Annotated in this window: 29 protein-coding genes; 14 read left to right on the forward strand and 15 right to left on the reverse strand. The window is 67.9% G+C overall.

Annotation, left to right across the window (positions count from 1 at the left end; translation table 11 throughout):
• Positions 1-51 precede the first annotated feature (51 nt).
• Genes EIZ44_RS16080 through EIZ44_RS16090 form a run of 3 tightly spaced genes read left to right on the forward strand, consistent with a single transcriptional unit; the run spans position 52 to position 2,371 of the window.
• The gene (locus tag EIZ44_RS16080; protein WP_037819875.1) at positions 52-294 is read left to right on the forward strand and encodes a helix-turn-helix transcriptional regulator; all 243 of its coding nucleotides are present in this window, start codon (positions 52-54) and stop codon (positions 292-294) included.
• A gap of 2 nt (positions 295-296) precedes the next feature.
• Positions 297-1,196, forward strand: a complete 900-nt coding sequence (locus EIZ44_RS16085) for an ATP-binding cassette domain-containing protein (protein ID WP_205673169.1) — start codon at positions 297-299, stop codon at positions 1,194-1,196.
• A complete protein-coding gene (locus EIZ44_RS16090) occupies positions 1,193-2,371 on the forward strand; it encodes an ABC transporter permease (protein ID WP_134729403.1) in 1,179 nt (392 codons plus the stop codon). Before EIZ44_RS16085 ends, EIZ44_RS16090 begins: the two co-directional genes overlap by 4 nt.
• Before the next feature lie 59 nt (positions 2,372-2,430).
• Here the strand turns inward: EIZ44_RS16090 and EIZ44_RS16095 are convergent, their stop codons facing one another.
• Complete coding sequence (locus EIZ44_RS16095; RefSeq protein ID WP_134729405.1) at positions 2,431-3,054, reverse strand: class I SAM-dependent methyltransferase; 624 nt, start codon at positions 3,052-3,054, stop codon at positions 2,431-2,433.
• Positions 3,055-3,091: 37 nt separating this feature from the next.
• Between EIZ44_RS16095 and EIZ44_RS16100 the strand changes: the two genes are divergently transcribed.
• On the forward strand, positions 3,092-3,529 hold the full coding sequence (locus EIZ44_RS16100) for a MerR family transcriptional regulator (RefSeq protein WP_037819884.1): 438 nt from the start codon (positions 3,092-3,094) through the stop codon (positions 3,527-3,529).
• Here the strand turns inward: EIZ44_RS16100 and EIZ44_RS16105 are convergent.
• The 4 genes from EIZ44_RS16105 to EIZ44_RS16120 all read right to left on the reverse strand — a co-directional run bounded on the left by EIZ44_RS16105 (position 3,516) and on the right by EIZ44_RS16120 (position 8,030).
• Complete coding sequence (locus EIZ44_RS16105) at positions 3,516-4,874, reverse strand: cryptochrome/photolyase family protein (protein WP_134729407.1); 1,359 nt, start codon at positions 4,872-4,874, stop codon at positions 3,516-3,518. The genes EIZ44_RS16100 and EIZ44_RS16105 overlap by 14 nt on opposite strands.
• 63 nt (positions 4,875-4,937) lie before the next feature.
• On the reverse strand, positions 4,938-6,254 hold the full coding sequence (locus EIZ44_RS16110; protein WP_009083788.1) for a citrate synthase: 1,317 nt from the start codon (positions 6,252-6,254) through the stop codon (positions 4,938-4,940).
• A gap of 191 nt (positions 6,255-6,445) precedes the next feature.
• Positions 6,446-7,387 carry a carbohydrate kinase family protein gene (locus tag EIZ44_RS16115; RefSeq protein WP_134729409.1) on the reverse strand — a complete coding sequence of 314 codons (942 nt, stop codon included), beginning with the start codon at positions 7,385-7,387 and terminating at the stop codon, positions 6,446-6,448.
• Between the two features lie 55 nt (positions 7,388-7,442).
• On the reverse strand, positions 7,443-8,030 hold the full coding sequence (locus tag EIZ44_RS16120; protein WP_037369544.1) for a TetR/AcrR family transcriptional regulator: 588 nt from the start codon (positions 8,028-8,030) through the stop codon (positions 7,443-7,445).
• Positions 8,031-8,132: 102 nt separating this feature from the next.
• Between EIZ44_RS16120 and EIZ44_RS16125 the strand changes: the two genes are divergently transcribed.
• Positions 8,133-9,278 (forward strand): acyl-CoA dehydrogenase family protein, encoded by a 1,146-nt coding sequence (locus EIZ44_RS16125; protein WP_134729411.1) that lies wholly within the window; start codon positions 8,133-8,135, stop codon positions 9,276-9,278.
• Here EIZ44_RS16125 and EIZ44_RS16130 read toward each other — a convergent pair.
• Positions 9,275-9,637 (reverse strand): winged helix-turn-helix transcriptional regulator, encoded by a 363-nt coding sequence (locus EIZ44_RS16130; RefSeq protein WP_134729413.1) that lies wholly within the window; start codon positions 9,635-9,637, stop codon positions 9,275-9,277. The two genes, EIZ44_RS16125 and EIZ44_RS16130, sit on opposite strands and share 4 nt — an antisense overlap.
• Positions 9,638-9,704: 67 nt before the next feature.
• On the opposite strand from EIZ44_RS16130, the gene EIZ44_RS16135 reads away from it, so the two are divergent.
• Positions 9,705-10,505 carry an NmrA family NAD(P)-binding protein gene (locus EIZ44_RS16135; RefSeq protein ID WP_134729415.1) on the forward strand — a complete coding sequence of 267 codons (801 nt, stop codon included), beginning with the start codon at positions 9,705-9,707 and terminating at the stop codon, positions 10,503-10,505.
• Between the two features lie 112 nt (positions 10,506-10,617).
• On the forward strand, positions 10,618-11,226 hold the full coding sequence (locus EIZ44_RS16140) for a Uma2 family endonuclease (RefSeq protein WP_134729417.1): 609 nt from the start codon (positions 10,618-10,620) through the stop codon (positions 11,224-11,226).
• Between the two features lie 29 nt (positions 11,227-11,255).
• Here EIZ44_RS16140 and EIZ44_RS16145 read toward each other — a convergent pair whose 3' ends face one another.
• Genes EIZ44_RS16145 through EIZ44_RS16155 form a run of 3 tightly spaced genes read right to left on the reverse strand, consistent with a single transcriptional unit; the run spans position 11,256 to position 13,872 of the window.
• Positions 11,256-12,476: an amidohydrolase gene (locus EIZ44_RS16145; RefSeq protein WP_037819900.1), complete on the reverse strand. Its 1,221-nt coding sequence runs from the start codon at positions 12,474-12,476 to the stop codon at positions 11,256-11,258.
• A 20-nt stretch (positions 12,477-12,496) separates the two neighbouring features.
• Entirely contained in the window at positions 12,497-13,000 is a 504-nt protein-coding gene (locus EIZ44_RS16150; RefSeq protein WP_134729419.1) for a GNAT family N-acetyltransferase, read from the reverse strand.
• On the reverse strand, positions 12,967-13,872 hold the full coding sequence (locus EIZ44_RS16155) for an aldose 1-epimerase family protein (RefSeq protein WP_134729421.1): 906 nt from the start codon (positions 13,870-13,872) through the stop codon (positions 12,967-12,969). Before EIZ44_RS16155 ends, EIZ44_RS16150 begins: the two co-directional genes overlap by 34 nt.
• 88 nt (positions 13,873-13,960) lie before the next feature.
• Between EIZ44_RS16155 and EIZ44_RS16160 the strand changes: the two genes are divergently transcribed.
• Genes EIZ44_RS16160 through EIZ44_RS16175 form a run of 4 tightly spaced genes read left to right on the forward strand, consistent with a single transcriptional unit; the run spans position 13,961 to position 16,957 of the window.
• A complete protein-coding gene (locus EIZ44_RS16160; RefSeq protein WP_037819906.1) occupies positions 13,961-14,536 on the forward strand; it encodes a TetR/AcrR family transcriptional regulator in 576 nt (191 codons plus the stop codon).
• Positions 14,536-15,351 carry an MBL fold metallo-hydrolase gene (locus tag EIZ44_RS16165; protein ID WP_134729423.1) on the forward strand — a complete coding sequence of 272 codons (816 nt, stop codon included), beginning with the start codon at positions 14,536-14,538 and terminating at the stop codon, positions 15,349-15,351. Before EIZ44_RS16160 ends, EIZ44_RS16165 begins: the two co-directional genes overlap by 1 nt.
• Positions 15,348-16,196, forward strand: coding sequence for an MBL fold metallo-hydrolase (locus tag EIZ44_RS16170; protein WP_134729425.1), 849 nt, complete (start codon positions 15,348-15,350; stop codon positions 16,194-16,196). Before EIZ44_RS16165 ends, EIZ44_RS16170 begins: the two co-directional genes overlap by 4 nt.
• 8 nt (positions 16,197-16,204) lie before the next feature.
• Positions 16,205-16,957, forward strand: a complete 753-nt coding sequence (locus tag EIZ44_RS16175; protein WP_134729427.1) for an MBL fold metallo-hydrolase — start codon at positions 16,205-16,207, stop codon at positions 16,955-16,957.
• Here the strand turns inward: EIZ44_RS16175 and EIZ44_RS16180 are convergent.
• On the reverse strand, positions 16,944-17,669 hold the full coding sequence (locus tag EIZ44_RS16180) for an SDR family oxidoreductase (RefSeq protein ID WP_134729429.1): 726 nt from the start codon (positions 17,667-17,669) through the stop codon (positions 16,944-16,946). The genes EIZ44_RS16175 and EIZ44_RS16180 overlap by 14 nt on opposite strands.
• 87 nt (positions 17,670-17,756) lie before the next feature.
• On the opposite strand from EIZ44_RS16180, the gene EIZ44_RS16185 reads away from it, so the two are divergent.
• Positions 17,757-18,320, forward strand: coding sequence for a TetR family transcriptional regulator (locus EIZ44_RS16185; protein ID WP_134729432.1), 564 nt, complete (start codon positions 17,757-17,759; stop codon positions 18,318-18,320).
• On the opposite strand, the gene EIZ44_RS16190 is transcribed toward EIZ44_RS16185, so the two are convergent.
• Together EIZ44_RS16190 and EIZ44_RS16195 are read right to left on the reverse strand one after the other, a co-directional pair.
• Entirely contained in the window at positions 18,321-19,751 is a 1,431-nt protein-coding gene (locus EIZ44_RS16190) for an amino acid permease (RefSeq protein WP_134729433.1), read from the reverse strand.
• A 9-nt stretch (positions 19,752-19,760) separates the two neighbouring features.
• Positions 19,761-20,903, reverse strand: a complete 1,143-nt coding sequence (locus EIZ44_RS16195; protein ID WP_134729435.1) for an aminotransferase class V-fold PLP-dependent enzyme — start codon at positions 20,901-20,903, stop codon at positions 19,761-19,763.
• 243 nt (positions 20,904-21,146) lie between these two features.
• On the opposite strand from EIZ44_RS16195, the gene EIZ44_RS16200 reads away from it, so the two are divergent.
• Together EIZ44_RS16200 and EIZ44_RS16205 are read left to right on the forward strand one after the other, a co-directional pair.
• Positions 21,147-21,944: a cyclase family protein gene (locus tag EIZ44_RS16200; protein ID WP_051171947.1), complete on the forward strand. Its 798-nt coding sequence runs from the start codon at positions 21,147-21,149 to the stop codon at positions 21,942-21,944.
• Complete coding sequence (locus tag EIZ44_RS16205; protein ID WP_134729437.1) at positions 21,941-23,569, forward strand: thiamine pyrophosphate-binding protein; 1,629 nt, start codon at positions 21,941-21,943, stop codon at positions 23,567-23,569. Before EIZ44_RS16200 ends, EIZ44_RS16205 begins: the two co-directional genes overlap by 4 nt.
• On the opposite strand, the gene EIZ44_RS16210 is transcribed toward EIZ44_RS16205, so the two are convergent.
• Genes EIZ44_RS16210 through EIZ44_RS16220 form a run of 3 tightly spaced genes read right to left on the reverse strand, consistent with a single transcriptional unit; the run spans position 23,529 to position 26,840 of the window.
• Positions 23,529-24,902, reverse strand: a complete 1,374-nt coding sequence (locus EIZ44_RS16210) for an APC family permease (protein ID WP_134665377.1) — start codon at positions 24,900-24,902, stop codon at positions 23,529-23,531. The genes EIZ44_RS16205 and EIZ44_RS16210 overlap by 41 nt on opposite strands.
• Before the next feature lie 45 nt (positions 24,903-24,947).
• Positions 24,948-25,508 carry a DUF3558 family protein gene (locus tag EIZ44_RS16215; protein ID WP_167754149.1) on the reverse strand — a complete coding sequence of 187 codons (561 nt, stop codon included), beginning with the start codon at positions 25,506-25,508 and terminating at the stop codon, positions 24,948-24,950.
• A 36-nt stretch (positions 25,509-25,544) separates the two neighbouring features.
• The gene (locus EIZ44_RS16220; RefSeq protein WP_276323729.1) at positions 25,545-26,840 is read right to left on the reverse strand and encodes an MFS transporter; all 1,296 of its coding nucleotides are present in this window, start codon (positions 26,838-26,840) and stop codon (positions 25,545-25,547) included.
• Positions 26,841-26,938 lie beyond the last annotated feature (98 nt).

A 26,938-nucleotide genomic window follows, 5' to 3' on the forward strand; every position in this document is an offset into this window, starting at 1 on the left:
TACCGGCAAGGCAGCTTGACGGGTCGTTGGGTTTTTGCAACAGTGCGGTCCATGAGCCCGGTGCGGCGTGGCAAGGTGCTGCCGATCCACAACCGGCTGGCGGGGTTGCGTGCGGAGCGCGGGATGAGCCGGGCGGAGCTCGCCGGGGCGGTCGAGGTCAATCCGCAGACGATCGGGGCGCTGGAGCGCGGGGACCATTATCCCAGTCTCGACCTGGCGTTGCGCATCTGCGCGGTGTTCGACCTGCCGGTGGAGGCCGTGTTCAGCCGTGCGCCGCTGGAGGGGGACGCGTGACGCTGGAGATCGACCGGATCAGCAAGCGGTTCGGCACGAAAACCGCGCTGGACGGCGTGAGTTTCACCGCGGCTCCCGGCGAGCTGTTCGGGTTCGTCGGCAGCAACGGGGCGGGCAAGACCACCACGATGCGGATCGCGCTCGGCGTGCTGGCCGCCGACTCCGGCGAGGTGCGGTTCGCCGGGCGGCCGGTCACGCACGACACCCGCGCGCAGATCGGGTACATGCCCGAAGAGCGCGGTCTGTACCCGAAAATGAAGGTTATCGACCAGCTCGTCTACCTCGCCGAACTGCACGGCCTCAGCACCAACGACGCACACCGCGCGGCCGAGTTGTGGATCGCGCGGCTTGGGCTCGGGCCGCGGCGCAAGGACGACATCCAGAAGCTCAGCCTCGGCAATCAGCAACGCGTGCAGCTTGCCGCCGCGCTGGTGCACGACCCGGCGCTGCTCGTGCTCGACGAGCCGTTTTCCGGTCTCGACCCGCTCGCCGTCGACGTGCTGAGCAGCGTGTTGCGCGAGAAGGCGGCGACGGGTGTGCCGGTGGTGTTTTCCAGCCATCAGCTCGACCTCGTGGAGCGGCTGTGCGACCGGGTCGGCATCATCCGCGACGGCCGGATGGTCGCGGTCGGCACCGTGGACGAGCTGACCCGCGACGCCGCACGGCGGTTGGTGGTCACCGCGCCCAGTGCCAATCCTGGTTGGGCGACAACGGTTCCCGGTGCCCGCGTCGTCGAAAACCGCGGCAGTACGACGGTGCTGGAACTGTCGCCGAGTGCCGACGACCAGGCCGTGCTCGCCGCCGCGCTGGCCACTGGCCCGGTGACGGAATTCAGCCACCGCCGCCGCACGCTGGCCGAGCTGTTCCGCGATTCCGTCGCCACGCCGGGAGCACCTCGATGAACCGGATCCGTCCCACCCGCGCGGTGCGGCTGGTGGCCAAACGGGAACTCAACGCGCGGCTGCGCACCCGGTCCTTTGTGGTCAGCACCGCGGTGATGCTGTTGCTGCTGCTGGGTTACGTCACGCTGCAAGTGTTCCTCGCCCACGACCGGTCGACCACGAAAGTCGCGCTCGCTGGGCAAGCGCAGGGCATCGCCACGCAACTGGAGAACAACGACCGGAACCTCAAGATCGTCCTCGCACAGTCCGAATCGGACGGACTCAACCAGGTCCGCGACGGCGACGTCGACGCGCTCGTGTCCGGCAGCGCCTCCCGGCCGCGGGTGATCGTCAAGTCCACTTTGGATTCAAAGCTGCGGACGGCGCTGGACGCCATCGCACAGCAACAGGTCCTGGACGCTCAGCTGTACTCCGCGAACCTCGACCCCGCCGCCGTGCACCAGGCCGTGTCCGCCACCCACGCCGACGTCCAGGCTCTCGAACCGGCGGATCCGCAAGCCCAGACGAAACTCATGACCGGGATCGTGGTCGCGATTCTGTTGTACGTCAGCATCATGACGTATGGAATGTTCGTCGCGCAGGGCGTGGTCGAGGAGAAATCCAGCCGCGTGGTGGAGATCCTGCTGGCGACGGTCCGGCCGGTGCATTTGCTGCTGGGCAAGGTCATCGGGCTCGGCTTGGTCGGGTTGACCCAGCTCGCGATCCTCGCCGTGACGGGTTTGGTGGCCGGCGGCGTTTCCGGAGTGTTCTCGATTTCCAGCGTCGCGTTGGGGACGCTGGGTTGGGGACTCGTCTGGTACCTGCTGGGCTTCCTCCTCTACGCCATGCTGTACGGCGCGGCTGGTGCTCTCGTGTCCCGCCAGGAGGACACGCAGGCCGTCGTCGGGCCGGTGAATATCGCGCTGGTCATCGGGTTTGTCGCGGGGATCAACCTGCTGACGCAAGCACCGCAGGGGGCGGCGACGCGCATCGTGTCGCTGATCCCGTTGCTGTCGCCGGTTCTGATGCCTGCCCGGATCGCGCTCGGCACGGTCGAGGCTTGGGAAATCGCGCTGTCGCTGATGCTGACGGTCGCGCTGATCGCGGTGGTCACCTGGGCGGGGGCGCGGGTCTACCAGAACGGGGTACTGCGCGTGGGCAGCCGGGTGCGGCTGGTTGACGCGTTGCGCCGTTAGGACCGGTGGACAGTCCCGGGGCCAAGGAGGCCCGGGTGAGTTCGATCCGGCGGACGTGCTCAGTCAGACACTGCCAGTACGCACACGACTGGCGGATCCAAGCCGAGCGTTTCGGTGCGGAGCCGGGAAAAGCCAGCCTCCGCGAGTACCCCGGTCAACTCCTCGACCACCGCGGCCGACGTGACACCAGGCTGCCGTGGTTGAGATACCAGTGCGATGCGCCCGCCAGGACGCAACAACCGGGCCAGTTCGCGCAGCCGGGCAACCGGCTCCGGCCACATGCCCAGCGTGTTGACGGCCAACGCGGCGTCGAACGACCCCTCGCCGAACGCCAGATTCTCGACCGAAGCGCACACCAAACGCACCCGTCCGGCCCGGACCGCCGACCGGTTTCGGTGCCATGCTTGCCGAATCATCACCGACGAGTGGTCGACGCCGACCACCAGCGCCGCCCGGTCCGCCAGTGCGGCAACGGCCACGCCCGGACCGCAGCCGAGTTCGAGAACCCGTTCGGACGGCTGGATGTCTAGCAACCGCACCGCCCACCGATTGCGCGTCACATTCGACGACCGCCGCCCCATGATCAATCCGGCGACGTGTCCCGGAACCCCGGTCGGCCGGTGAAACTGTGCGATCCCGCCACGCGGACCCCACCAACGCAGAGCGCGCTCCAAAACGTTCATGGGGCGAGCGAACCACTTCGAGTACGCTTGAAGTCAAATGACTGCCACCCTGTCCATCGGCGAACTGGCCGAGCGCACCGGCGTGCCGACGAGCGCGCTGCGTTACTACGACGAACTCGGTCTCGTGCGCCCGGCGGAACGGGAAGCGGGCCGGCGGCGTTACGCCGAGTCCGCGGTCAAGGACGTCGGCGTGCTGCTGTTCTTCCAGGAAATCGGCTTCACGCTGTCCGAAATCGGCCGTTTCCTCACCGGAGAACAGCCGAGCCGCCAGGAAATGATCGACGGCAAACTCGCCGAACTGGCCGAGCAGCAACGCCGCATCGAGGTCGCCCGCGCCGCGCTCGAACACGGGCGGCACTGTCCGGCCAGCGATCCGCTGAAGTGCCCGCGGTTCTGGACGATCATCGAGGAACGGCAACGCGGCCTGTCGCTGGCGGAAAGCCACGAACGGGCACACGACACTAAGACCCCGTAATCGCCCCATACCGCTGCAACGCGACCTGCCGCTCCTCGGCGTGGTCCACGATCGGCTCCGGATACCCCGCCGGCCGCTCCTTCAGCACGTGCACCGCTTTCCCTTCCACCCCACGCAATTCCGGCACGTACCGGCGCACGTAATCGCCCTGCGGGTCGAATTTCTGGCCCTGCGTGGTCGGATTGAAGATCCGGAAGTACGGCGCGGAGTCCGTCCCGGAACCGGCGACCCATTGCCAGTTCAGTTGATTCGACGCCAGATCGCCGTCCACCAGATGTTTCATGAAGTGCCGCGCGCCCCACCACCACGGCAGATGCAGGTCCTTTACCAGGAAACTCGCCACGATCATCCGGACCCGGTTGTGCATCCAGCCCTCGGCCAGCAGCTGCCGCATTCCGGCGTCGACGATCGGATAGCCGGTCCGGCCTTCGCACCACAGCGCGAACATCTCGCGCGCGATTTTCCCGGTGTCGTAACGCATTCCGTCGAACCGCCGGTCGTAGTTCTGCCGCGCGGTTTCCGGGCGATTCCACAGGACGTCGGCGTGGAACTCGCGCCAGCACAGTTCGGACCGCAACGCCTGCGCACCCTCGGAGCGGTTCCCGGCCAGGTCGGCCAGCATCGTCCGCGGATGGATCGCGCCCCAGCGCAGGTAGGGCGAAAGCCTGGTGGTGCCAGCATGATCCGGACGATCGCGTTCGGTCGCGTAATCCGCGAGACCGTCGGAAAGGAACTCCTGCCACACCGCCAACGCGGCGTCCTCCCCCGCTGGCGGAAGCTCGCACTCCACCTCCGGAGTTTCCGGCAAAGGATCCGAAGAAGAAGGCTTGACCCAGTCCACAATAGACACATCGGTGTCCGCCGGACGAGGCCAGCCGTGCTGCGCCCATGCGCGGTAGAACGGAGTGAACACCCGATACGGGGTACCGTCCGGTTTCGTGACCCGCCCCGGTGTCACGGCATACGGAGACCCCGTCGGCACCCACTGAATTCGATGCTCTGCCAAGGCTTCGGCCACGGCATCGTCACGCTCGCGTCCGTATGGTGCGGTATCCGCGGAGACGTGCACCGCCGCCGCCCGGATCTCCTGTGCCGCGGCCACGACCTCCCGCACCGGATCGCCGTAGCGCACCATCAGCCGGCCGGACAATGCTTTGTCCAACTCCCGCAAGGAATTCAGCAGGAACGCGACCCGCGGCGAACCGGCTGGTTTGAGGAGCCGGTCGTCCAGCACGTACAGCGCCAGAATGTGCTTGCTGTGCTTGGCCGCCTCGAACAGCGCGGCGTGGTCCCGCAACCGGAGATCCCGGCGGAACCACAGCACGACCGGTGCTTCCATCGTCATGCCGCACAACGATAAACGCCCCGCCGCGCGAAGGCACGGCGGGGCGTTTCACGAAGCAGCGGCTCAGCGCTCCGACATCGGGGTGTAGTCCCGGGAGGCGTAGCCGGTGTAGATCTGGCGCGGGCGGCCGATCTTCGTCTGCGGGTCGTTGATCATCTCGCGCCAGTGCGCGATCCAGCCGGGGAGCCGGCCGAGCGCGAACAGCACGGTGAAGAACTTCGTCGGGAACCCGAGCGCGCGGTAGATCAGACCGGTGTAGAAGTCCACGTTCGGGTACAGCTTGCGCTCGACGAAGTAGTCGTCGGAAAGGGCGGTTTCCTCGAGCTTCTTGGCGATGTCGAGCAGCTGGTCGCCGCCCTTGAGCTTGCCGAGGATCTCGTCCGCGGTGTTCTTGATGATCTTCGCGCGCGGGTCGTAGTTCTTGTAGACCCGGTGCCCGAAGCCCATGAGCTTGACACCTTTTTCCTTGTTCTTCACGCGGTTGACGAACGTCGCGACATCGCCGCCGTCGTCGCGGATGCCCTCGAGCATCTCCAGCACCGCCGCGTTCGCACCGCCGTGCAGCGGGCCGAACAGCGCGTTGATGCCCGCCGAGATGCTGGCGAACAGGTTCGCCTCGGACGAGCCGACGAGCCGCACCGTGGAGGTGGAGCAGTTCTGCTCGTGGTCGGCGTGCAGGATGAACAGCAGGTCGAGCGCCTTCGCGACGTCCGGGTCGACCTCGTACGGCTCGGCGGGGAAGCCGAACGTCATCCGCAGGAAGTTCTCCACCAGGCCCAGCGAGTTGTCCGGGTACAGCAGCGGCTGGCCGACGGACTTCTTGTACGCGTACGCCGCGAGCGTCGGCACCTTCGCCAGCAGGCGGATGGTGGACAGCTCGACGTTGGGCTCGTCGAACGGGTTCAGCGAGTCCTGGTAGAAGGTCGACAGCGCGGAAACGGCGCTGGACAGCACCGGCATCGGGTGCGCGTCGCGCGGGAAGCCGGAGAAGAACGCCTTGAGGTCCTCGTGCAGCAGGGTGTGCCGCTGGATCCGCTCGGTGAAGTCGGCCAGCTGGGCCTCGGTCGGCAGCTCGCCGTAGATGAGCAGGTAGGACACCTCGATGAAGGTGGACTTCTCAGCCAGCTGCTCGATCGGGTAGCCGCGGTAGCGCAGGATGCCCGCATCACCGTCGATGTAGGTGATGGCCGACGACGCGGCGCCGGTGTTGACGAACCCGGGGTCGTAGGTGATGTACCCCGTCTGCGCCAGCAGCTTTCCCAGCTCGATCCCCGGCGCGCCCTCGACCGGGTTGACGACCTTGAACTCGTGCTCGCCACTCGGCAGGCGCAGCGTCGCGGTTTCGCCGCCGGACTGCCCCGCATTCGTCGCGTCGGACATGCAGGTCCCTCTCACGTTGGGCACGGGACGGCGGCGCCTGCAAGGTTCCGCAGTAGCCACGTGTTCACGCGAGGAAACACGCGCCTCGCTGCACACCGCCCCGCTGGGTATGAATTCACCACTACGCTAGTCGAAGGGTGGGTCAGTCCGCACTCGCTGCGTTGCCCCAAAAGGCCCCATTGGGACCAGGTTCACACGGTGGCCGCCATATCCGCGGCGGTCGGCGGCTCCGCTCCGCTGCGGGAGACCGTGATCGACGCCGCTTTCGCCGCATAAGCAAGCGCTTCGGTCCACGCGCCGGCGTCGAGTGCGGCCAGGTCGCGCACGGTGCGCTGGTGCAGCCAGGCGAGCAACGCGCCCTGCACGGTGTCGCCGGCGCCGATCGTGTCCGCGACCTCGACCTTGCGAGACGGAACGTGTGCCAGCTCACCAGCCGAAGTGATCACAGACAAGCCGTCCGCGCCCCGGGTGAGCACGACGGCGTCCACACCGGACTCCACCCACGTTTTCGCGGCGGCCACCGGGTCGGCTCCCTCGGCGAGCCACGCGGCGTCGTCGTCAGAGATTTTCAACAGCCGCACGTCGGGCAGCCACGAGGCGAAACGCGCGCGATAGGCCGCCGGGTCGGCGATGAGCGCCTCCCGGATGTTCGGGTCGAGCACGGTCAGGGTCCCACGCGCGGATTCGCGGCGCAGAATCTGCTCGTACGCGCTCGCGCCGGGTTCGAGCACCATGCCGAGCGTTCCGAGCGACAGCGCGGTGGTTTCTTCCGGCAGCGCACCGGGATCGGAAACCAGCCGATCGGCGGTTCCCTCGACGTAGAAGGTGTATTGCGCGGCGCCGCGTTCGTCGAGCGCGACGACGGCGAGCGTCGTCGGCTCGTTGCCGCGCTGCAGCAAGGAAGTGTCGACGTTCGAAGCGGTAAGGCGATTCGCCAACGCGACGCCGAACCGGTCGGTGGAAATCCGGGACAGGAACGACGCGGGAACGCCGAGCCGGGCCGCGGCGAGCGCGACGTTGTATGGACCACCGCCGAGCCGGGGCAGCAGCGCGCGCAGCCCACCGTCCACAGTGGAATCCAACGGTTCGCCAGGAACGAGGTCGACCAGCGCCTCTCCACCCACCACGATCACAAGCGGCGAGTGTAGAGGAACGGGCGCTGACAATTCCTGTCCCGATGCGGACAAATCAGTTCTTGTCGAGCCCGCCGAGCAGAAGTTCGCCGAGCGCGGTGAAAGCTTCCGCGTCGGACACGTCGGTGCGCCTGCCGAGCACGCCGGTCTGAATGCCCTCGATGATCAGTCCGGTCATTTCGGCCACGAGCCGCGCGTGCACGTCGCGGAACACTCCGTCGGCGACGCCCTTGTCGATGAACGCGCGGATCCGGCGCGCGGCGGCGCGGCTGTTGAGCTGATAGGTGTCGCGGGCGGGCGCGAAGGCGGCGATGTCGGCCATGAACTCCGGCGACGCCCGGTTCAGGTGCTCGGAGACGCCGGAGAGGTACTCGCCGATCAGCTCGCGCGCGTCGTCGATGCCCGCGATCCGCTTTTCCAGGCGTTCGGCGGCGTCGCGGAAGAAGTGCGCGACGACCTTGACCGCGAGCTGCTCCTTGCTCGGCGCGAGCGCGTACAGCGTCGATTTCGAGCAGCGGAGCCGGGCGGCCAGGTCGTCGAGCGTGAAGCCGGCGAAGCCCTCCGCCAGGAACAACGCCTCGAGCTCGCGCAGCAGCGCCTGCTGCCGCGCGGTGGGCCGGCGACGGGCTTCAGGGGTGGACATCACGTCACTATCTCCTACCGATCAGGGACAGTCCCGCTCCGGATACGGTACTCTCAATCATCCGTCAGTACTGTTTTCAGTACCGCCGCCTGGGAGGAAGCCATGCCGGTCGACCGTCTGCTGCCGACGCCGGAGTCCGAAGACCTGCTCGCACTCGTCACGGAAATCGCCCGTGACGAGCTGAAACCGCGTGCTTCGGCCGACGAGGAGGCCGAGAAGTTCCCGCGCGACCTGTTCACCCTGATGGGCAAGTCCGGACTGCTGGGCCTGCCGTACCCGGAGCGCTGGGGCGGTGCCGAGCAGCCGTACGAGGTCTACCTGCAGGCGCTCGAGGAGATCGCCGCCGCGTGGATGAGCGTGGGCGTCGGGCTGTCGGTGCACACGATGTCCTGCTACGCGCTCGCGCACTACGGCACGGAAGAACAGCAGGACCGCTGGATGCCGGACATGCTGGGCGGCTCGCTGCTCGGCGCGTACGCCCTGTCGGAAACGCACGCCGGCTCGGACGCGGCCGCGCTGTCCACCCGCGCGCGGCTTTCCGAGGACGAGTACGTCGTCAACGGCACGAAAGCGTGGATCACCCACGCCGGAGTGGCGGACTTCTACACCACGATGGTCCGCACGAGCGACGACGGCGGGCACGGCATCTCGTGTCTCCTGGTCGACTCGTCGACTCCCGGCCTGTCGGCTGCTCCGCGCGAACGGAAAATGGGCCTCACCGGGTCCCCGACCGCGCAGATGCTGTTCGAGGACGCGCGGGTCCCGGCCGACCGGCTCATCGGCGGCGAGGGCGCCGGCCTGAAGATCGCACTGTCGTCGCTCAGTTCGGGACGACTCGGGATCGCCGCGTGCGCGGTGGGCCTGGCGCAGGCGGCCCTGGACGAGGCCGTGGAATACGCGAAGGGCCGCACGCAGTTCGGCCGCCCGATCGCGGATTTCCAGGGCTTGGAGTTCCTGCTGGCGGATATGGCGGCGACGGTCGAGTCGGCCCGCGCGACCTACCTGGACGCCGCTCGCCGCCGCGACCGCGGCCTGGACTTCCAGCGGCAGTCGTCGATCGCGAAGCTGGTGGCGACGGACGGCGCGATGAAGGTGACGACGGACGCGGTCCAGGTCCTCGGCGGTGCCGGGTACACGCGGGACTTCCCGGTGGAGCGGTACATGCGGGAGGCGAAGGTGCCGCAGATCTTCGAGGGGACGAACCAGATCCAGCGGATGGTGATCGCGCGTTCCCTGAAGAACGCCTAGTCTTTTCTGTCGTCATAAGCCACGCGGGCGGCCTGCACGCGGCCCGCGTTGGCTTTCGACCAGTCGGCGATCGCACTGGTCAAGGCCCCGACGTCCCGGCCCAGATCGGTCAGCGCGTACTCCACGCGCGGCGGGATCGTCGGGTAGATCGTGCGGGTGACCATTCCGTCGCGTTCGAGGTTGCGCAGCACCTGGGTGAGCGATTTCTGTGTCACGCCTTCGACGCCGCGGCGCAGTTCGGTGAACCGCAGCGGGCGTTCGTACTGGCGGAGGAGACCGAGGACGTAGAGCGTCCACTTGTTCGCCAGCACGTCCATCACGGTGCGCGAGGGACACGCTTTCGCATACTTGGTATCCATTGGGTACCTATGGTTCGTTGAGGTGCCTTCTTCACAGACGATACTGGCGGCGAGCAGTCTTGGTCGCATGATCTTGGTTACCGGTGCCACCGGAAAAATCGGCAGCGAAGTCGTCCGCCTGCTCGGACCTGTCCGGACGCTCGTCCGCACCCCTTCGGGCGGGGCCGATGAGGTGGTCGGCGATTTCGACCGGCCGGACACCCCCGACGCGGCACTGCGCGGGGTCGACACCCTCGTGCTGATCGGGCCCGCGGTGGCGTCGCAGCTGACGGTGCTCGACCGCGCGGCCGCGAACGGAGTGCGGCACGTCGTGCGGGTCACCAACCACAAGGCTGTTGACGATTCGCCAGTCGCCCGGCGGCGGGAGCACGCGCGGATTGACGCGCACCTCAAGGCGTCCGGGATGGAGTACACGCTGCTGGCGCCGAACTTCTTTATGCAGAATCTGCTCGCCCTCGCACCGGAGATCGCGGCGACGGGCGGCTTTTCTTCGTCCGTGGGCGATGGCCGGATCGGAATGATCGACGCCCGAGACGTCGCCGCCGCGGCTGCCACGATCGCGACGGCCCCGGCGGAGCATGCCGGGCGGACGTATCTGCTGACTGGGCCGGAGTTGGTCACGTTCGCCGACGTGGCCCGGGAGTGGGCTGCGGTTACCGGCCGCCCGGTGGAGTACCGGCGGATTTCGGCTGCGGAGCACCAGGCGGTGATGGAGTCGAACGGGGTGCCGGAGGCGGGGTCGAATGCGCAGGTCTTCGAGCTGCTGGCGGCCGGGGACGGGGCTTGGCTGAGCGACGATTTCGCCGCGGTGACCGGGGGTTCGCCGCGGGGGTTGGGGGCGTTCCTCGCGGACCACCTCTTCTCTTGAGCGCACGCCGAGCATGATCCACCCGGTGGCGAAACATGGCTCTCCGTGTCGATATGGTCACTGACAGTTTCACGGCAGGCGTGAGACAATGCCGGTGACGTGAGGAGACGCTGTGACAGCACTTCCCGAGCCGACGCGTGGTGAATTCCCCTGGGAGATCCCGGATCACCTGCTGTCGATCGAGGAATACGCGGCCCTCGGTGAAACCGACTCCGGCTTCACTGAGCTTGTGGAGGGCCGTTTGATGATGTCGCCCAGTCCGAGACCTGATCACGGCCTCGCGATGCTAGAGCTTGCCCACCAAATTCGCCCCTTCGTGCCCGAGGGGTTCAAAACGGCGGCGGAGACCGATATCGATCTTGAGCTCGCGCCCGCCGGAGGACCAGGTTTTTCCCGCCGTCCCGACCTGTTGATCGTCAGCAAAGCAGAACTCGCACGCCGTCGCCAGGAGGGCGGGATGCTCCGCGCGACCGGGATTCTTCTCGTCGTCGAGATCGTGTCGCCTGGTTCGAAACGCACCGACTACACCACCAAGCACGACGAGTACGCCGACGCCGGAATCCCGTTCTACTGGATCCTCGACCTCGACGACCCGGTCTCCCTCGTCGCCTGTCACCAGGCCGGAGAACTCGGCTACCAGGACGCCCCTGCCGCCACCGGGACGTTCCGCACTACAGAGCCGTTCCCCGCCGAAATCGATCTCACCGCGCTGCTCGATTGAGGCGGCCGGTCAGGCCGCCTCAACCAACCTCAGCGAGCTTCCCGGTACCGCCGATCCGCCGAAACGCCCTCGCCGGTCGTCTCGTCGAAGTGGTAGACCTCCTTGCCCCGCACGAACACCCGCATCGCGCGGTTCATCACGTCCAGCGGGTCGCCGGACCACAGCACCACGTCCGCGTCCAGGCCGGGGGTCAGGGTGCCGATCCGGTCGTCCAGGCCGAGCATCTGCGCCGGGTGCAGGGTCAATGCCTTCAGCGCGGTCTCCGGGTCCAGGCCGTCCTTCACCGCCAGTGCGGCTTGGTACACCAGGAAGTTGATCGGGATGACCGGGTGGTCCGTGGTGATCGCGATCTTCACCCCGGCGCGCGCGAGGATTCCGGCCGAGCGCAGGGTGCGGTTGCGCAGTTCCACCTTGGACTTCGTGGTGAAGAGCGGGCCGAGGATCACCGGGACGTCGCGTTCGGCCAGCAGGTCCGCGATCAGGTGGCCTTCGGTGCCGTGGTTGATCACCAGTTTGTAGCCGAATTCGTCGGCCAGCCGGATCGCGGTCACCATGTCGTCGGCGCGGTGCACGTGCTGGTCCCAGTACAGCTCGCCGTCGAGGACCTTCGCCAGCGTTTCGTTCGTCAGGTCCGTTTCGAACGGTTTGCCCTCGGACCGCGTGTGCTCGCGCTTTTCCTGGTAGTTGCGGGCCTTCGTGAACGCCTCGCGCAGAATCGCGGCCACCCCGAGCCTGGTCGAGGGCGTGACCTTCTTCTCCCCGTAAACCCGCTTCGGGTTCTCGCCCAGCGCGCTCTTCACGCTCACCTGCTCGGCGAACACCATGTCCAGAATGGACCGGCCCCACGTCTTCACGCCGATGGTCTGCCCGCCGATCGGGTTGCCCGACCCCGGCTTGATCACCACGCTCGTGACGCCGCCCGCCAGCGCGTCGTCGAAGCCCGGTTCGTACGGGTCGATCCCGTCGATCGCGCGGAAGCGGGCGCCGTTCGGGTCGGTCATTTCGTTGGTGTCGTTGCCCGCCCAGCCCTCGCCGTCCTCGTGGACGCCGAGGTGCGCGTGCGCGTCGATGAATCCCGGCAAGACCCAGCTGCCGGACGCGTCCACCAGTTCCGCGTCCTCCGGCACCTCGACGTCGGCCTCAGCCCCGACGTGGGTGATCCGGCCGTCTTCGATGAGCACGGTGCCGCCCTCGATCGGAGCGGCGCCGACGGGGACCACATAGCCCCCGACAATCGCCTTGTAAGCCATAGTTTGACACGCTAACGAACTCACCCGGGTTCGCGCATCCGGGGTTTTTCCAGGTGCACCAACTGATAGTCCGCCTCCGGCGACCGATGCGTCTCGCGGTAACCGAGCTTTCGGTACAAATAGAGCGGCCCGGCCGAACGTTCGCCGGTGAACAGCCGGAACACCGTCACCTCCGCCGGGGTCGACTCCTCCGCGGCTGCCAGCAGCGCGGTGCCGAGTCCCTCGCCCTGACGATCCGGCGCCACCACGAGCCTGCCGATCTCGCCGACTGGGCCGGACACTCGCATCCGCACGCTCGCCACGAGCCTGCCGCCGTCGCGGAATCCCCAGACCGTGATCGACGGGTCGGCGATGGCCGCCCGCACGTCGTCGAGGGTGTCCAGCAACGGCGGCAGGTCGAAGTTCTGGTGCGCCCGCGCCTCGGTGATGTACGCGGTTTGCTGCAAGGTCAGCAGTTCGCCCGCGGCGGCCTCGGTCAGCAGTTCGAGTTTCACGGGACCCGGATTCCCCAGCTGCCCGTCCACGACGTCGCCGGTTCCAGTTCGATCAGGTCGGTGCCGGTGTTGAGCGCGTCCGCCGGGCAGGTCATCGGCTCGATCGCGACCGCGCGGCCGCGGCCGACCAGGTCATCCGGCGTGAACACCTGCACCCAGCGGAAGTCCGGACCGGTCCAGACCACCAGCTGGCGGTCGCCGTGGGACAGCACGTAGTGGTGGGTGCCGTCCTCGGCCAGTTCCAGCCCGCCGAACGCGGTGTCCAGGTCGACGCCTTCGAGCAGCTTGCCCTGCCGGAAGTCGTATTCGGTGCCCTCGACGTCCTGCTCGTCCGCGTACGGCATCTGCTGATCGCCCTCGTACGGCCGGACGCGCGTGGCGGGCAGCGTGAGGGTCAGCTCGTCGGTCGGCGCGTCGCCGATCCGGAAGTACGGGTGGGTGCCGACGCCGACGCCGATCGGCTTCTCCCCTTCGTTGCGGATTTCGTGGGTGATCACGAGCTCGCGCGGCTGCAGGTCGTAGGTGATCGTCGCGCGCAGCGGCACCGGCCAGCCGGGCTGGACCTCGACGTCGATGGCGAGCGTGATCGACGTTTCGGCGTGCTCCAGCAGCTCCCACTCCTGGTGCCGGGTCAGGCCGTGGATGGCGTTGCCGCGCGCTTCCTCGGTGATCTCCAGCTGCTGCTCTTCACCCTCGAACTCCCACTTGCCGCCCTTGGTGCGGTTCGGCCACGGCAGCAGCACCTGGCCGAGTCCCTTCGGCGGTTTCTCGTCCTCGGCGAACGTCTCGACATACGGCACTCCGCTGATCTCGAACGCGCGCAGTCCGGCACCGATCTCGGTGATGACGGCGCGCGCGTTGCCGCGGGTGATCTCGAACTGTTCTCCGGTGGGGTTCGCCATGGCGCTGAGATTACCGATCGGCCGCGCCACGCGGGCACGCCTCGAAACTAACTAGACCGGTCGTCATAGTTTGAGCTACGGTAGGCGCATGGTCAACCGCACCGACACGCGCCGCCGGATGCTCGAATCGGCGGCTGAGCTGTTTCGCACCCAGGGCTACCACGCCACCGGGATGACCCAGCTCGTGTCCGAAAGCCGGGCCCCGAAGGGCTCGCTGTACTTCCATTTCCCCGGCGGCAAGGAACAGCTGGCCGCCGAGGCGGTGCAGCTTTCCGGGGAGCGGCTGGCCGGGCAGTTCCGCGAAATCACCGCTGGCGCACCGGATCCGGCCACCGCCATCGATCTCATCGTCACCGCACTCGCCACCTCACTGTCCGAATCGGACTATCGCTGCGGCTGTCCCATCGCGACTGTCGCGTTGGAAGCCGCCGACAGCGAGCCAATCCGCGCCGCCTGCGACCAGGGTTACGAAGGCTGGCTGCGGGATATCTCCGCCTACTTCACCTCGCACGGCCTCGCCGAGGACCGTGCCGCTTCGCTGGCGACGATCGTGCTGTCCGCGATCGAAGGCGCGCTGCTGCTCGCGCGCACTCGGCGGGATACCGCGCCGCTGCAGGCCGTCGCCGCCCACCTGCACACCACCGTCGAACGGGAGTTCGCCTAATGCGCGTACACCACTTCAACTGCGGCACCATGCGTCCGATCGGCGGCAAGCTGGTCGACGGAAAGCCCGGGCTGCTGCGCCGCGCCACCCTCGTGTGTCACTGCATGCTGGTCGAAACCGGCACCGGACTGACTCTCATCGAGACCGGAATGGGTTCGCCTACCGTCACCGACGCCGCGCGCTGGCTCGGTCCGCGCTTCCTGCGCACGTCGAATCCGATGACGGACGAAAACGAAACCGCGCTGAGCCGCATCCGCGCACTGGGCTTCGACCCGGCCGACGTCCGCGACATCGTCCTCACTCACCTCGACCTCGACCACGCCGGCGGGCTCGTCGACTTCCCGCAGGCGCGCGTGCACGTCTACGGCAAGGAACTCGACGCCTACCGCGCCGGAAACCCGCGGTACCGCGATGTCCAGTTCCGGCACGGTCCACAGTGGAAGTCCTATTCGGACGCCGGCGACAGCTGGTTCGACCTCGACGCGGTCCGCGAGCTGGACGGGGTCGAGGGCGTCGCGCTCGTGCCGCTCGCCGGGCACACCGTGGGACACGCCGGGGTGGCCGTCGACACCGGGTCCGGCTGGGTGCTCAACGCGGGTGATTCTTATTTCTTCCACCGGGAGATCGACGCCGAGCCCTATTGCCCGCCCGGATTGGCTATGTTCGAACGGCGGGTCCAGACGCTGCCCGGGCCCCGGCGCGAGAACCAGCGCCGGTTGCGCGAGCTGCGCCGGGACCACGCCGACGAGGTGACCGTGTTCGCCTCGCACGACCTGACCGATTTCGTCCGGCTCAGCGAGAGGAGCACAGTATGAAGGTGCACCACCTCAACTGCGGCACGATGCGTCCGCTCGGCGGCAAGGCGCTCGACGGCCGCCCCGGAATGCTGCGGCGCAGCACGATCGTGGCGCACTGCCTGCTCGTGGAGACCGCCGACGCGCTCGTGTTGGTCGACACCGGGTTCGGCACTCGCGGAGTCACCGAATCGCGGCGCTGGCTCGGCGGTCCGTTCATGGCGATGGTCGGGGCGAAGCCGACCATGGAGGAAACCGCGGTGGCGCAGATCCGCGCGCTGGGCCACGATCCCGCCGACGTCCGGCACATCGTGATGACCCACCTCGACGTCGACCACGCCGGCGGGCTCGCCGATTTCCCCGACGCCACCGTGCATGTCCGCACCACCGAACGTCGCGCGGCGGACAACCCGAAGAGCTTCCCGGAGAAAACGCGGTACCGGGCCGAGCAATTCGCGCACAGTCCACTGTGGAGCACCTACGACGAGGCCGGCGAAAACTGGTTCGGCTTCGACGCGGTGCGGCCGCTGCGCGGTCTGCCGCCGGAAATCCTGCTCGTCCCGCTTCCCGGCCACACGCACGGACACTCCGGCGTCGCGGTCGACACCGGCGACGGCTGGCTCCTGCACGCCGGCGACGCGTACTTCTTCCACGGCGAAGTCGCCCCGGTCAGCCCGCATTGCCCGCCCGGCATGCGCGCGTTCGAGGTGATGAACCAGATGGACGGCTCCGCTCGCCGCGCCAACCTCGCCCGGCTGCAGACCCTCGCCCGCGAACACCAGGACGAGGTCTCGGTGTTCAGCGCGCACAGCCCGGTCGAATTCCAGGCACTGCGCCGGAATACCGCGCAACCCTCCGCGAGTTGAGTACCCGCATGACGCGCATCCGGTACGTCGGCGGCCCGACCGCCCTCATCGAGTACGGCGGGAGCCGCCTGCTCACCGATCCCACCTTCGACGGCCCCGGGGATTACCCGATCGGTGCCCGGAAGCTGGCGAAAACCGCTGGTCCCGCGGTCACCGCGGCGGAGGTCGGCGAGGTGTCCGCGGTGCTGCTTTCGCACGACCACCACCCGGACAACCTGGACGCGGCGGGGCGGGAGTACGCCCTCGCCGCCCCGCTCGTCCTGTCCACCGCCTCGGCGAGGGAGCGGATCGGCGACCCCGTGCGGGCGCTGGCGAACTGGGAGTCGTACAACCTCGGCGGCGTCCGCGTCACCGGAGTGCCCGCGCAGCACGGGCCCGACGGCAGCGAGCATCTCGTCGGCGAGGTCACCGGTTTCGTGCTCGAAAGCGAGGGCCAGCCGACCGTTTACGTCAGCGGGGACAACGCTTCCCTCGACGTGGTGCGGCAGATCGCCGAGCGTTTCGAGCGGATCGACATCGCCGTCCTGTTCGCGGGCGGAGCGCAAACTCCGCTGGTCGGCGACGCGTACCTCACGCTGCCCAGCGACGACGCGGCTGAGGCGGCCCGGATCCTGAACGCGCGTCAGGTCGTCCCGCTGCACTTCGAGCATTGGGCGCATTTCACCCAGGGCCCGGACACTCTCCGACCGGCTTTCGCGCAGGCCGGGCTCGAAGAGCGGCTGCATCTGCTCAAGCCAGGAGATCAGGTCAGCTTCCAGTAAGCACGAACCCTCCGTCGACGGTGATCACCGCACCGGTGACGAAACGGTTCTCCATCAGGTACACGTTGGTCGCCGCGACCTGCTCGGCCTCGCCGACCGATTTGGTCAGCGTTCGTTCCGTGAACGCGGCGACCATCGCGTCCAGCTGCGGTTGCGGAAGGCCGTCCCACATCGGCGTGTGGACCGGCCCCGGGCGAACGGTGTTGACCCGCACCGGGGCCAGGTCGACGGCGAGACCGTGCGCCAGCCCCTCGATCGCGCCGACGGAACCGGCCGCGAGCGCCGCGCCAGGCGTCGGGCGGACGCCGATGATCCCGGACGTCAGCACGATCGATCCGCCCGGCCGGATCTGCGGCGCGGCGTGCTTCACCGCACTGACGACGCCCCAGAAACGGACGTAAAACAGGCTCTGCACGGTCTCGAGAGGCAGCTCTGTCCAAGGCCGTTGATCCAGCGTGTCACCCGCGGTGTACACGAGGTGGTCCAACGAGCCGACGTGGTCGAACAGGGCCGCGACGTTCGCTTCGTCGCGTACGTCCGTGACGAATCCTTCGCAGGTATCCGGCAATTCGGCGAGCGCCGCGTCCAGCCGTTCCTTGCCGCTCGCCGCGATCGTGACGGCCGCGCCCGCTTCCGCGGCGGCCTGAGCGGTCGCCAATCCCATTCCCGAGCTGCCGCCGATGACGACAACCCGCTGGTCAAGCAAAGACATGAGGGTTCCTTCCGGAGCGTGATGACTCAGTGAGACATCAACAGTAGCAGTGATGACCCACTGTGTCATCACTGCTAAGATGGCTGCATGCCGCGCTGGGATCCCGAAGCCAAGGAGCGGCTCCGCGCGGCCGCGCTGGAGCTGTTCGCCGAGCACGGCTACGACAACGCCACGGTCACGCAGATCACCGAGCGCGCCGGGCTGACCCGTCGGACGTTCTCGCGCTACTTCGCCGACAAGCGCGACGTGCTGTTCGCCGGGTCGGAGCGTCTCCCGGACGCGATGGCCGACGCGGTCCGACGCGCCGACCCCGCGCTGCCACCGTTCCAGGCGGTATTGGCCGCGATGGTCGACGCTGGCGATTTGTTCGCCGGCCTGGTTTCGCATGCCGCACAACGCCGGGCGATCGTCGCGTCCAGCCCGGAGCTGCAGGAACGCGAGCGCACGAAACTCGCGGCTGTCACCGCCGCGGTCGTCGAAGCACTGCAGGAACGCGGGGCGACCGAATCGAGCGCGAAGATGCTCGCGCAGGTCGGTATCGCGATCTTTCAAACCGCGTTCGAGCGATGGACCGAACAGCCCGATGGCCCAGATTTTGCCGAACAGGCGCGGAGGGCGGCCGACGAACTCGCCGCCCACCTCACCCCGTGATCAGGCTTTCTCGCGTACCAGCGTCGAATCTTCCAATTCCACTTCCGCGGCCTGTTTCGTCCGACCGGTCATTCGCAACACCAGGTAGGCCACCACGAGCAGGACGAAGAACGGGATCCCGAACTTCCACGCCGGGTCGAGACCTTCGATCCAGAACGTCGAAATCAGTACGGTGGCAAGGAAAGCGATCACCACGACGTTCACCACCGGCGCGCCCCACAACCGCACTGGCGACGGCGGCAGCCCGGCGCGGCGACGGCGGATCCGGAACGCCAGGTGCGTCACCAGAATGATCATCCACACGACGAGCGCGGCGAAGATCGAAATGCCGAACAGCACGAGATACGCGTTGGAATCGGAATTCTTGGACAGGATGGTCGCGATCAGCAGGCCCGCGGTGGACAGCACGAGCGCGTTGCGCGGCACTCCAGAACGCGTCAGCCGTCCGGCCCAGGCCGGGGCGAATCGGTGCTCGGCAAGGGAATGCAGCATGCGCGTGGTGAGATAAAGGTTGGTGTTCGCGCTCGACAAAGCGGCGGTTAGGACCACGAAGTTCATGATCGTTGCCGCCGCCGGAACGCCGGCAGCCTGGAAGACGCGGACAAACGGGCTGGCCGTAATGGATCCGCCTTCGCCGGTTACCGTCCACGGCACCACCAGCACGACGATGAGCATCGCGGCGACGTAGAAGATCGCCAGCCGCACCACCATGGCCCGGGCCGCGCGCGGAATGTCGCGAGTCGGGTTTTCCGATTCGGCCGCGGTCACCGAAACCACCTCGGTGCCGATGTAGCTGAACAGCACGAACACCATGGCCAGCAACAGTCCGGACACGCCGTTCGGCAGGAATCCGCCTCCCGCGCTGAGATTCGCGAGACCGGGCGCGGGTGCCTTCGGCAGGCCGAAGAAGACGAGAATCAGACCGAGTGCGACGAACACGAGGATCGCGCACACCTTGATCATCGCGAACCAGTACTCGAACTCCCCGAAAATGTGCACCGCCGCGCCGTTGACGACGATCACCAGCAGCGAGAACACCGCGACCGGCACCCACAGCGGAATCTGCGGCCACCAGAACTGGACGTACACGCCTGCCGCGATCGTCTCGCCGCCGATCGCGATCACTTGCATCGCCCAATACGCCCAGCGCACCACGAACCCGCTGCCCGCGCCGAGATACTTGTGCGCGATGCTGCCGAACGCGCCCGCGGCCGGGTGCACCACCACCATTTCCGCCAGCGCCCAGGAAATCGCCAGGGCGACCAGTCCACAAAGGACGTAGGCGAGCACCACGGCCGGTCCCGCGTGCGAGATCGCCAGGCTCGATCCGAGGAACAGGCCGGTGCCGATGGCCCCGCCGATTCCGATCATCGTCAACTGCCTGCTGCGCAGCCTCCGCTGCAACCGGTTCGGGGACGGGGACTCGGCCATGTCTGCTCCCTACTGGCTCGCCCGGTACTCGGCGATCGCCGCGACGACGGCGTCGAGATCGGACTCGACGTTGTAGTAGTGCAAGGACATCCGCAGCACGTCGCCGCGGGCACTGCACACGATCCGCCGCCCGGCGAGGAACGCCGCCAGCGCGTCGGGATCCCGGTCGGCCAAGGCGACGAGCGGACCGCGCCGCGCGTCGTCCAGCGGGGACCGGAGCTGTTCCCCAGCGTCGAGCAACCGCTGCTGCAGCTGCCCGGTCAACAGTCCAATGTGGTCACGGACCCGGTGCGCGTCCACCTGGTGCACCAGCTTCAGCCCGGCGACCGCGCCGTACGCGGACGGGATCGACGGCGTCCCGGTCTCGAAGCGGCGCGCGTGCTCGGGGTAGTCGAGGTGCCGCGGGTCGAATTCGAACGGGTTCGTGCGGCCGAACCAGCCGGTCAGCGGCGGGGAAACCGCGTCGCGCAAGCCTGGCCGGACGTAGAGGAACGCGATCCCGGAGATGCCGAGCAGGTATTTCAGACTGCCGCTGACGAGGTAGTCGCAGCCGAGTTCGGTCACGTCGACCGGCTCGACGCCGAGCCCCTGATACGCGTCGACAAAGCTCCGTGCGCCGTTTTCCCGGGCCAGTGCGGCGACTTCGCGCACCGGGAACCGCAAACCGTTGGCGTAGCTGACCAACGGGACGGACACCAGTCGCGTCCGCTCGGTGATGAGCGCGGCGTAATCCTCGGTGTCGACCAGCCCGTCGTGGTGCGCGACGAACTGAACGTCCGCGCCGCGCCCCTGCTGAGCGAGCCAAACATGGCCCAGCGAAGGGAATTCCAGGTCGGTCGTGACAATTCCCGGCCGTTCCGACCACGCCTGGGTGGACGCGACCTGGTACGCGCCTTCGGACGCGGACGGCACCACGGCGATGTCGTCCGGGTCCGCGCCGATCAGCTGTGCGAACATGGCCCGCGCCTCGGCGACCTTCGCCATCCACTTGTCCCACGGCGCCCCGTGCTCGCGGATCGTGTGCTGGAACTCGAAAAGCTCCGCGGTCAGCGCGCCCGACAGCGCGCCCTGGCTGCAGCTCGCGAGGTGCACCGAGTCGGCGAAGGCGGGGAAATGCGCCCGGAAAGCGGCTGGGCTGGGCTGGTCGGTCACGACACTCCGTTCCTTGACTGGCGGGCGACCGGTCCGTTCGCCACCGTAACGGCGCGAGCACCGTGCGTCGATGCTCCGTCTGGCTCCAGACGCCCTGGTCGGGGCTCCGCGTTCACTCTGACTGATCTCTGGCAGCTATTCCGTCAGTGCTGCTGAAACCGGTACTGTAGATATGGCCTTCCGCGCTGTCAACGACCGTCAAGGATCCGCAATAGCGCGCCCCGCGACCGAGAGGACGCACCGATGAGCACCCCCGCCGAAACCGGGGTCGACCAGCTCCTGACCCAGCTCGCGCAGGGCCGGCTGCGGATTGTCGACCTCACCAACAAGCTCAGCGCCGCCACGCCGACCCTGCAGTTGCCCGAGCCGTTCGCGAACCTGATCGACTTCAGCCTCGAGTCCGTCAGCGAGTTCGACGATTCCGGACCACTGTGGCGGCACAACAACATCCACACCGGCGAGCACATCGGCACCCACCTCGACGCGCCGCGGCACTGGATCTCCAACCGCGACGGCGCGGACGTTTCGGAGCTGCCGGTCAGCAGGCTGATCGGCCCCGCGCACGTCCTCGACATCTCCGCGCGCGTCGCCGGCAATCCGGACTTCCTGCTGGAGATCGCCGACATCCAGGCGTGGGAGGCCGAGCACGGACCGTTGCGCGAGGGCGGCTGGCTGCTCGTGCACTCCGGGTGGGATCAATACGCCCAGGACCGCGACGCGTTCCTCAACTTCTCCGACGGAGCCAGCCACACGCCCGGCATCTCGGCCGCCGCCGCGAAATGGCTTGCCGAGGAAACGCCGATCGCCGGGTACGGCGTGGAAACTGTCGGCATCGACTCCGGGAACGGCTTCGCGCTCGACCCGCCGATGCCCGCGCACCACCATTTGCTCGGCGCGGACAAGTACGGCATCACTTCCCTGCAGAATCTCGGCTCGCTGCCGCCGACCGGCGCGCTCGTCGTGGTCTGTCCGCTGCCGATCGTCGGCGGGACCGGCAGTCCGGCGCGCGTGCTCGCGGTAACGCCGGGAGTTGAATCGTGAACGTTGCCCAAGCCGTCGGGATCGCGTTGGCGCGGTTCGGCGTCCGCAAGGCATTCGGCGTGGTGGGGAGCGGGAATTTCCACTTCACCAACGGCCTGATCCAGGGCGGCGCCGAGTTCGTCGCCGCTCGGCACGAGGGCGGCGCGACCACGATGGCCGACGCCTACGCGCGGTGCAGCGGCGAGGTCGCGGCGGTATCGGTGCACCAGGGCTGCGGGCTGGGCAACGCGACCACCGGGATCGGCGAAGCGGCGAAGAGCCGGACACCGCTGGTCATCGTCACCGGCGAAGCGACCGATCCGCTGTCTAACTTCCATATCGACCAGGACGCGCTCGCTCGATCCGTGGGGGCGAGCAGCATTCTGGTGCGGTCAGCAAAAACCGCGCTGGCCGACGTGCGGCGCGCGTTCACGCAAGCTCGGCGCGATCGGCGGACTGTCCTTTTGCGACTCCCGTTGGAAGTGCAGGCCGAGCCGTTCGATGAAAGCCTCCTCGATGGACTGACCGCGATCGAAGCGCTGCCGCAACCACGCGCCGCTGAGAAGGACGTGAAGGCGCTCGCTTCGCTCCTGCAGCGAGCCGAGCGTCCAGTATTCCTTTGTGGACGGGGTTCCCGGAAAGCCCGGGCCGAACTGGTCGCGCTGGCAGACCGTTGCGGAGCGTTGCTTGCCGAGGGTGCGGTCGCGAAAGGACTGTTCACCGGCGAACCGTGGGCGATCGGGGTGTCCGGCGGGTTTTCGTCTCCGCTGACGACCGAGCTGATCCAGGGCGCGGACGTCGTCGTCGGCTGGGGATCCGCGCTCAATGACTGGACGACCGCGCACGGACGGCTGCTCTCCCCGGAAACTACATTGGTGCAGGTCGATCTGGAGTCCGCCGCGCTGGGCCGGAACCGGCCGGTCAACCTCGGCATCGTCGGCGATGTCGCCGGTACCGCCGCGGCGGTGTCCGAACAGGTCGAAGTCCACAATGGATACCGCAGCGGCGAGCTCAAGGACCGGATCGCCCGGGAAATCCGTTGGCGCGACAACGAACACGACGACGCCGGGACCGCCGAGGTCATCGACCCGCGGACGCTGTCCGCCGCGCTGGACGAACTCATTCCGGCCAACCGGGTCGTCGGTGTCGATTCCGGGAACTTCATGGGCTACCCCACGATGTACCTGGACGTCCCGGACGAGAACGGTTTCTGCTTCACCCAGGCGTTCCAGTCGATCGGCCTCGGACTCGCCACCGCGATCGGCGCAGCACTCGCCCAGCCGGACCGCTTCCCGGTCGCAGCGTGCGGCGACGGCGGGTTCCTGATGAGCATCGCCGAACTAGAAACCGTCGTCCGGCTGAAGCTGCCGATGCTCATCGTCGTCTACAACGACCACGCCTACGGTGCCGAGGTGTATTTCTTCGAGCCCGGCGGACATCCGGCCGACACCGTCACCTTCCCGGACACCGACCTCGCCGCCATTGCGCGCGGTTACGGCTGCGACGCGGTCACTGTCCGCGCCAAGGAAGACCTCGACGAGGTCGCGACGCGGGTCGCCGCCGGGCTCGACCGTCCACTGGTGGTCGACGCGAAGATCGCCGGGTTCAGCGCCTGGTGGCTCCAGGCCGCGATGACGCACCACTGAGCGCCCGCTTCACCAGGAGGTTCACCACCCATAACACGAGGCCGACGGCGAGCAGGATGCCGGCCACCTGGTAATCCTGCGCCGGGCGGCCGGACAGCGGGCTGACCAGGTACAGGCAGAACACCGCGGCCAGCACCGGCACCACCGTCGGCGCGCGGAAATGCTTGTGCGCCACCTTGTCCTTGCGCAGCACCAAAAGCGCGATGTTGACGATGGCGAACACCACCAGCAACAGCAACGCGGTCGTCCCGCCGAGCGCACTGATGTCCACAAAGGACACCAGACCGATGGCGATGACGCTGGTGAAAATGATCGACACCCACGGCGTCCGGCGAGTCGGGTGCACGCGGCCGAACACCGGCGGCAGGACGCGTTCGTTCGCCAGGCCGTACAGCAGGCGGCTGGCCATCAGCATGTTGATCAAGGCGGAATTGATCACCGCGAACAGGCCGATGGCGGAGAAGATCTCCCGCGGGAAGCCCGGTGCACCAATGTCGAGCACCCTCAGCAGCGCGTCGCTCTTCGCGCCGGCCAGTTCGGCGGCCGGGACCAGCAGCGAGGACGTCACCGAGACGAGCACGTAGATCGTCGCGGCGATGACCATGCCCCACAGCATCGCGCGCGGGAAAATCCGCACCGGGTCATGGCATTCCTCGGCCATGTTCACCGAGTCCTCGAAGCCCACCATCGCGAAGAACGCGAGCGACGTCGCCGAGGAGATGGCGACGAGCCACGTCTTGTCCGCGGTGTCGATCTCGACCAGCCGCGACGGTTCGCCGTTCCCGTTCAGCACCGCCCACACGCCGACGCCGATGATGATCAACAGCCCGGACAGTTCGATGCAGGTGAGGACGACGTTGGCCTTCACCGATTCGCCGACGCCGCGGAAGTTGATCAGCGCCAGCAGGAGCACGAACGCGATGCCGACCAGCACCGTCGGCAGTTTCACGAACGCCGCGAGATAGGTCGCGCCGAACGCCACCGCGGCCGACGACGCGGACGTGATCCCGGAGCACATCACCGCGAACGCGACCATGAAGGTCAGGAACGGCACCCCGAACGCCTTGTTCGTGTACAGCGCCGCGCCCGCCGCGCGCGGATACTTGCCGACCAGTTCGAGATAGCTGAACGCGGTCATGAAGGCGACCACGAACGCCAGCAGGAACGGCAGCCACAACGCGCCGCCGACGCGTCCGGCCACCTGCCCGGTCAGCGCGTACACGCCGGTGCCGATGATGTCGCCGACCACGAAGAACAACAGCAGCTTCGGGCCCATGACCCGCAGCAAAGCCGGTTCGGCGACCTTGGATGTGCCCTCGCTCACGTCCGTCATGGGCGATTAGTGTGCCTTGTCCGGACGCTTACGGGAAGTCGGCCGTCAGGCCTTGGCGACCGCCGTGTGCACGAGCGGGGTCATCATTTCCTTGGTCATCTTGACCGGTCCGGTGTAGTTGACCAGCACCGGAACCCCGTTGGACACCTTGGCCGCGGCGAGCGTGGCGGTCTTCTGCTCGTCGGTGTAGAAAACGGCGCCGTCCGGGAAGCCCGGCACGTCGACCGCGCCCGGCTTGGCCTTCTTGATCGCGGCGATCATGTCGGCGGGCTTGGCCTTGCGGCCCTCGTAGCGGGTCACCGCGAGCGCGCCCGCGGTCTTGCCTTCGACGACGTATTCGCAGCTCGTGGCCTTGCCGCCGTTGCTCGGATTGTCGTGGGCGGGCCCGGCCTTCGAGGCGATGTTCGGGATCTTGATCGCCTTGGAGACGTCGTCGGACGGCAGCAAGGAGCAGGTGTCGGCGGCCTTGGCGGCGGGCGCGGACGAGGAGGCCGGCGCCTTGCTCGCGGGCGGCGGCGTCGGTGCGGCGGCCTTCTGCTCACCAGAAGAGCAGGCGGTCAGAACAGCGGCGGCGGAGATCAGCAGAGCGATCGGATATGCACGCATATCGGGCATGCTATTCCGAACGGAGTAACACTACTGTCAGTGGCCCTCTTCGACTGGAGCCTGATACCGCCAGAACCCGGGCAGAACGGCCAGCGAAGCCACCACCAGCACGATCACCAGCAGCCCGCCGCCGGTCGCCGCGATCTTGGTCCCCCACGCCGCCGCGGACCAGCCGTGCGTGAGGTCGGCGATCCGCGGCCCGCCCGCGACGACCACGGTGAAGACGCCCTGGAGCCGTCCGCGCATCTCGTCGGTGGTGGCGGTCTGCAGGATCGCCTGCCGGTAGACGGAGCTGACCATGTCCGCCGCGCCGCCGAGCGCCATGAAGATCACCGCCAGCCACAGCGAATGCGCGAGCCCGAACGCGGCCATCGCCGCACCCCAGCAGCAGATCGCGATGACGACCGCCGCGCCCTGCCGCTGCACCCGGTGCAGCCAGCCGGAGAACAACCCGATCAGCATCGCGCCCGCGGGCAGCGCGGCGTAGAGCATGCCGAGCGCCGGACCGCCACCGGGCGGGTCGCCGAACGTCCGCTCGGCCATCTCCGGGATCAACGCGCGCGGCATGCCCGCGACCATCGCGATAATGTCGACGACGAACGACGCCAGCAGCACTTTCTGGTGCGCCAGGTAACGGAATCCGTCGACGACCGAGCCGATCCCCGCCCTGCGCGTCCCCTCGCCGAGCGGCGGGATCGAGGGCAGCCGCCACACCGCGATCAGCGTGATCGCCAGCGCGCAGACGTCCACCAAGTACAAAGTGGACAGTCCGATCACCGGGATCAGCGCCCCGCCGAACAGCGGCCCGAACACCGCGCCGAACGTGGCCATGGTGGTGTTGAGCGCGTTCGCCGACGGCAGGAGCGGAGCGGGCACCAGCCGCGCGACGACCGCGCCGCGCGTGGGCATGTTGATCGCGAAAAACGCCTGGTTCGCGGCGAGCAGCCCGAGCACGAGCCACACCGAATGCATCCCGGTGAAGGCTTGGAGCCACAGCAGCGCGGAGGTGATCGCGACGCCGACGTTGGTGACGAGCAGCAGCTTCCGCCGGTCGACCGCGTCCGCGATCGCCCCGCCCCACAGCCCGAACACGAGCAACGGAACGAGCGCGACCGCACCGGTCAGCCCGACGTACCCGGACGATCCGGTGATATCGAAAACCTGCTTCGGCACCGCGACCGCGGTGAGCTGCGACCCGACCGCGGTCACCGCGGTGGACATCCACAGCCGCCGAAACGCCGGAATCCGGAGCGGACGAGTGTCGACGACGATCCGGCCGAGGAGCTTGCGAGCCCCGGTACGGGGCGGGCGTATCCCCGGTTCTGAAGTCACGAGCTATCAGCTTAGTTGTGCTAACGAAGCTGGCGCAGGTGATTTTCCCCGCAGCTGATCAGGCGGGCCCACCGGACCCTTGCCGGACGGACCGGCGA

The organism is Amycolatopsis nivea, assembly GCF_004522235.1.
GTDB lineage: Bacteria > Actinomycetota > Actinomycetes > Mycobacteriales > Pseudonocardiaceae > Amycolatopsis > Amycolatopsis nivea.

Coding starts and splice junctions, on each gene's coding strand:
- EIZ44_RS16170 (WP_134729425.1), top strand. CDS start 15,348: ATGAAGGTGCACCACCTCAACTGCGGCACGATGCGTCCGCTCGGCGGC.
- EIZ44_RS16135 (WP_134729415.1), top strand. CDS start 9,705: ATGATCTTGGTTACCGGTGCCACCGGAAAAATCGGCAGCGAAGTCGTC.
- EIZ44_RS16145 (WP_037819900.1), bottom strand. CDS start 12,476: ATGGCTTACAAGGCGATTGTCGGGGGCTATGTGGTCCCCGTCGGCGCC.
- EIZ44_RS16180 (WP_134729429.1), bottom strand. CDS start 17,669: ATGTCTTTGCTTGACCAGCGGGTTGTCGTCATCGGCGGCAGCTCGGGA.
- EIZ44_RS16130 (WP_134729413.1), bottom strand. CDS start 9,637: ATGGATACCAAGTATGCGAAAGCGTGTCCCTCGCGCACCGTGATGGAC.
- EIZ44_RS16105 (WP_134729407.1), bottom strand. CDS start 4,874: ATGACGATGGAAGCACCGGTCGTGCTGTGGTTCCGCCGGGATCTCCGG.
- EIZ44_RS16190 (WP_134729433.1), bottom strand. CDS start 19,751: ATGGCCGAGTCCCCGTCCCCGAACCGGTTGCAGCGGAGGCTGCGCAGC.
- EIZ44_RS16080 (WP_037819875.1), top strand. CDS start 52: ATGAGCCCGGTGCGGCGTGGCAAGGTGCTGCCGATCCACAACCGGCTG.
- EIZ44_RS16185 (WP_134729432.1), top strand. CDS start 17,757: ATGCCGCGCTGGGATCCCGAAGCCAAGGAGCGGCTCCGCGCGGCCGCG.
- EIZ44_RS16120 (WP_037369544.1), bottom strand. CDS start 8,030: ATGTCCACCCCTGAAGCCCGTCGCCGGCCCACCGCGCGGCAGCAGGCG.
- EIZ44_RS16095 (WP_134729405.1), bottom strand. CDS start 3,054: ATGAACGTTTTGGAGCGCGCTCTGCGTTGGTGGGGTCCGCGTGGCGGG.
- EIZ44_RS16125 (WP_134729411.1), top strand. CDS start 8,133: ATGCCGGTCGACCGTCTGCTGCCGACGCCGGAGTCCGAAGACCTGCTC.
- EIZ44_RS16100 (WP_037819884.1), top strand. CDS start 3,092: ATGACTGCCACCCTGTCCATCGGCGAACTGGCCGAGCGCACCGGCGTG.
- EIZ44_RS16160 (WP_037819906.1), top strand. CDS start 13,961: ATGGTCAACCGCACCGACACGCGCCGCCGGATGCTCGAATCGGCGGCT.
- EIZ44_RS16110 (WP_009083788.1), bottom strand. CDS start 6,254: ATGTCCGACGCGACGAATGCGGGGCAGTCCGGCGGCGAAACCGCGACG.
- EIZ44_RS16155 (WP_134729421.1), bottom strand. CDS start 13,872: ATGGCGAACCCCACCGGAGAACAGTTCGAGATCACCCGCGGCAACGCG.
- EIZ44_RS16090 (WP_134729403.1), top strand. CDS start 1,193: ATGAACCGGATCCGTCCCACCCGCGCGGTGCGGCTGGTGGCCAAACGG.
- EIZ44_RS16175 (WP_134729427.1), top strand. CDS start 16,205: ATGACGCGCATCCGGTACGTCGGCGGCCCGACCGCCCTCATCGAGTAC.
- EIZ44_RS16165 (WP_134729423.1), top strand. CDS start 14,536: ATGCGCGTACACCACTTCAACTGCGGCACCATGCGTCCGATCGGCGGC.
- EIZ44_RS16200 (WP_051171947.1), top strand. CDS start 21,147: ATGAGCACCCCCGCCGAAACCGGGGTCGACCAGCTCCTGACCCAGCTC.
- EIZ44_RS16215 (WP_167754149.1), bottom strand. CDS start 25,508: ATGCGTGCATATCCGATCGCTCTGCTGATCTCCGCCGCCGCTGTTCTG.
- EIZ44_RS16210 (WP_134665377.1), bottom strand. CDS start 24,902: ATGACGGACGTGAGCGAGGGCACATCCAAGGTCGCCGAACCGGCTTTG.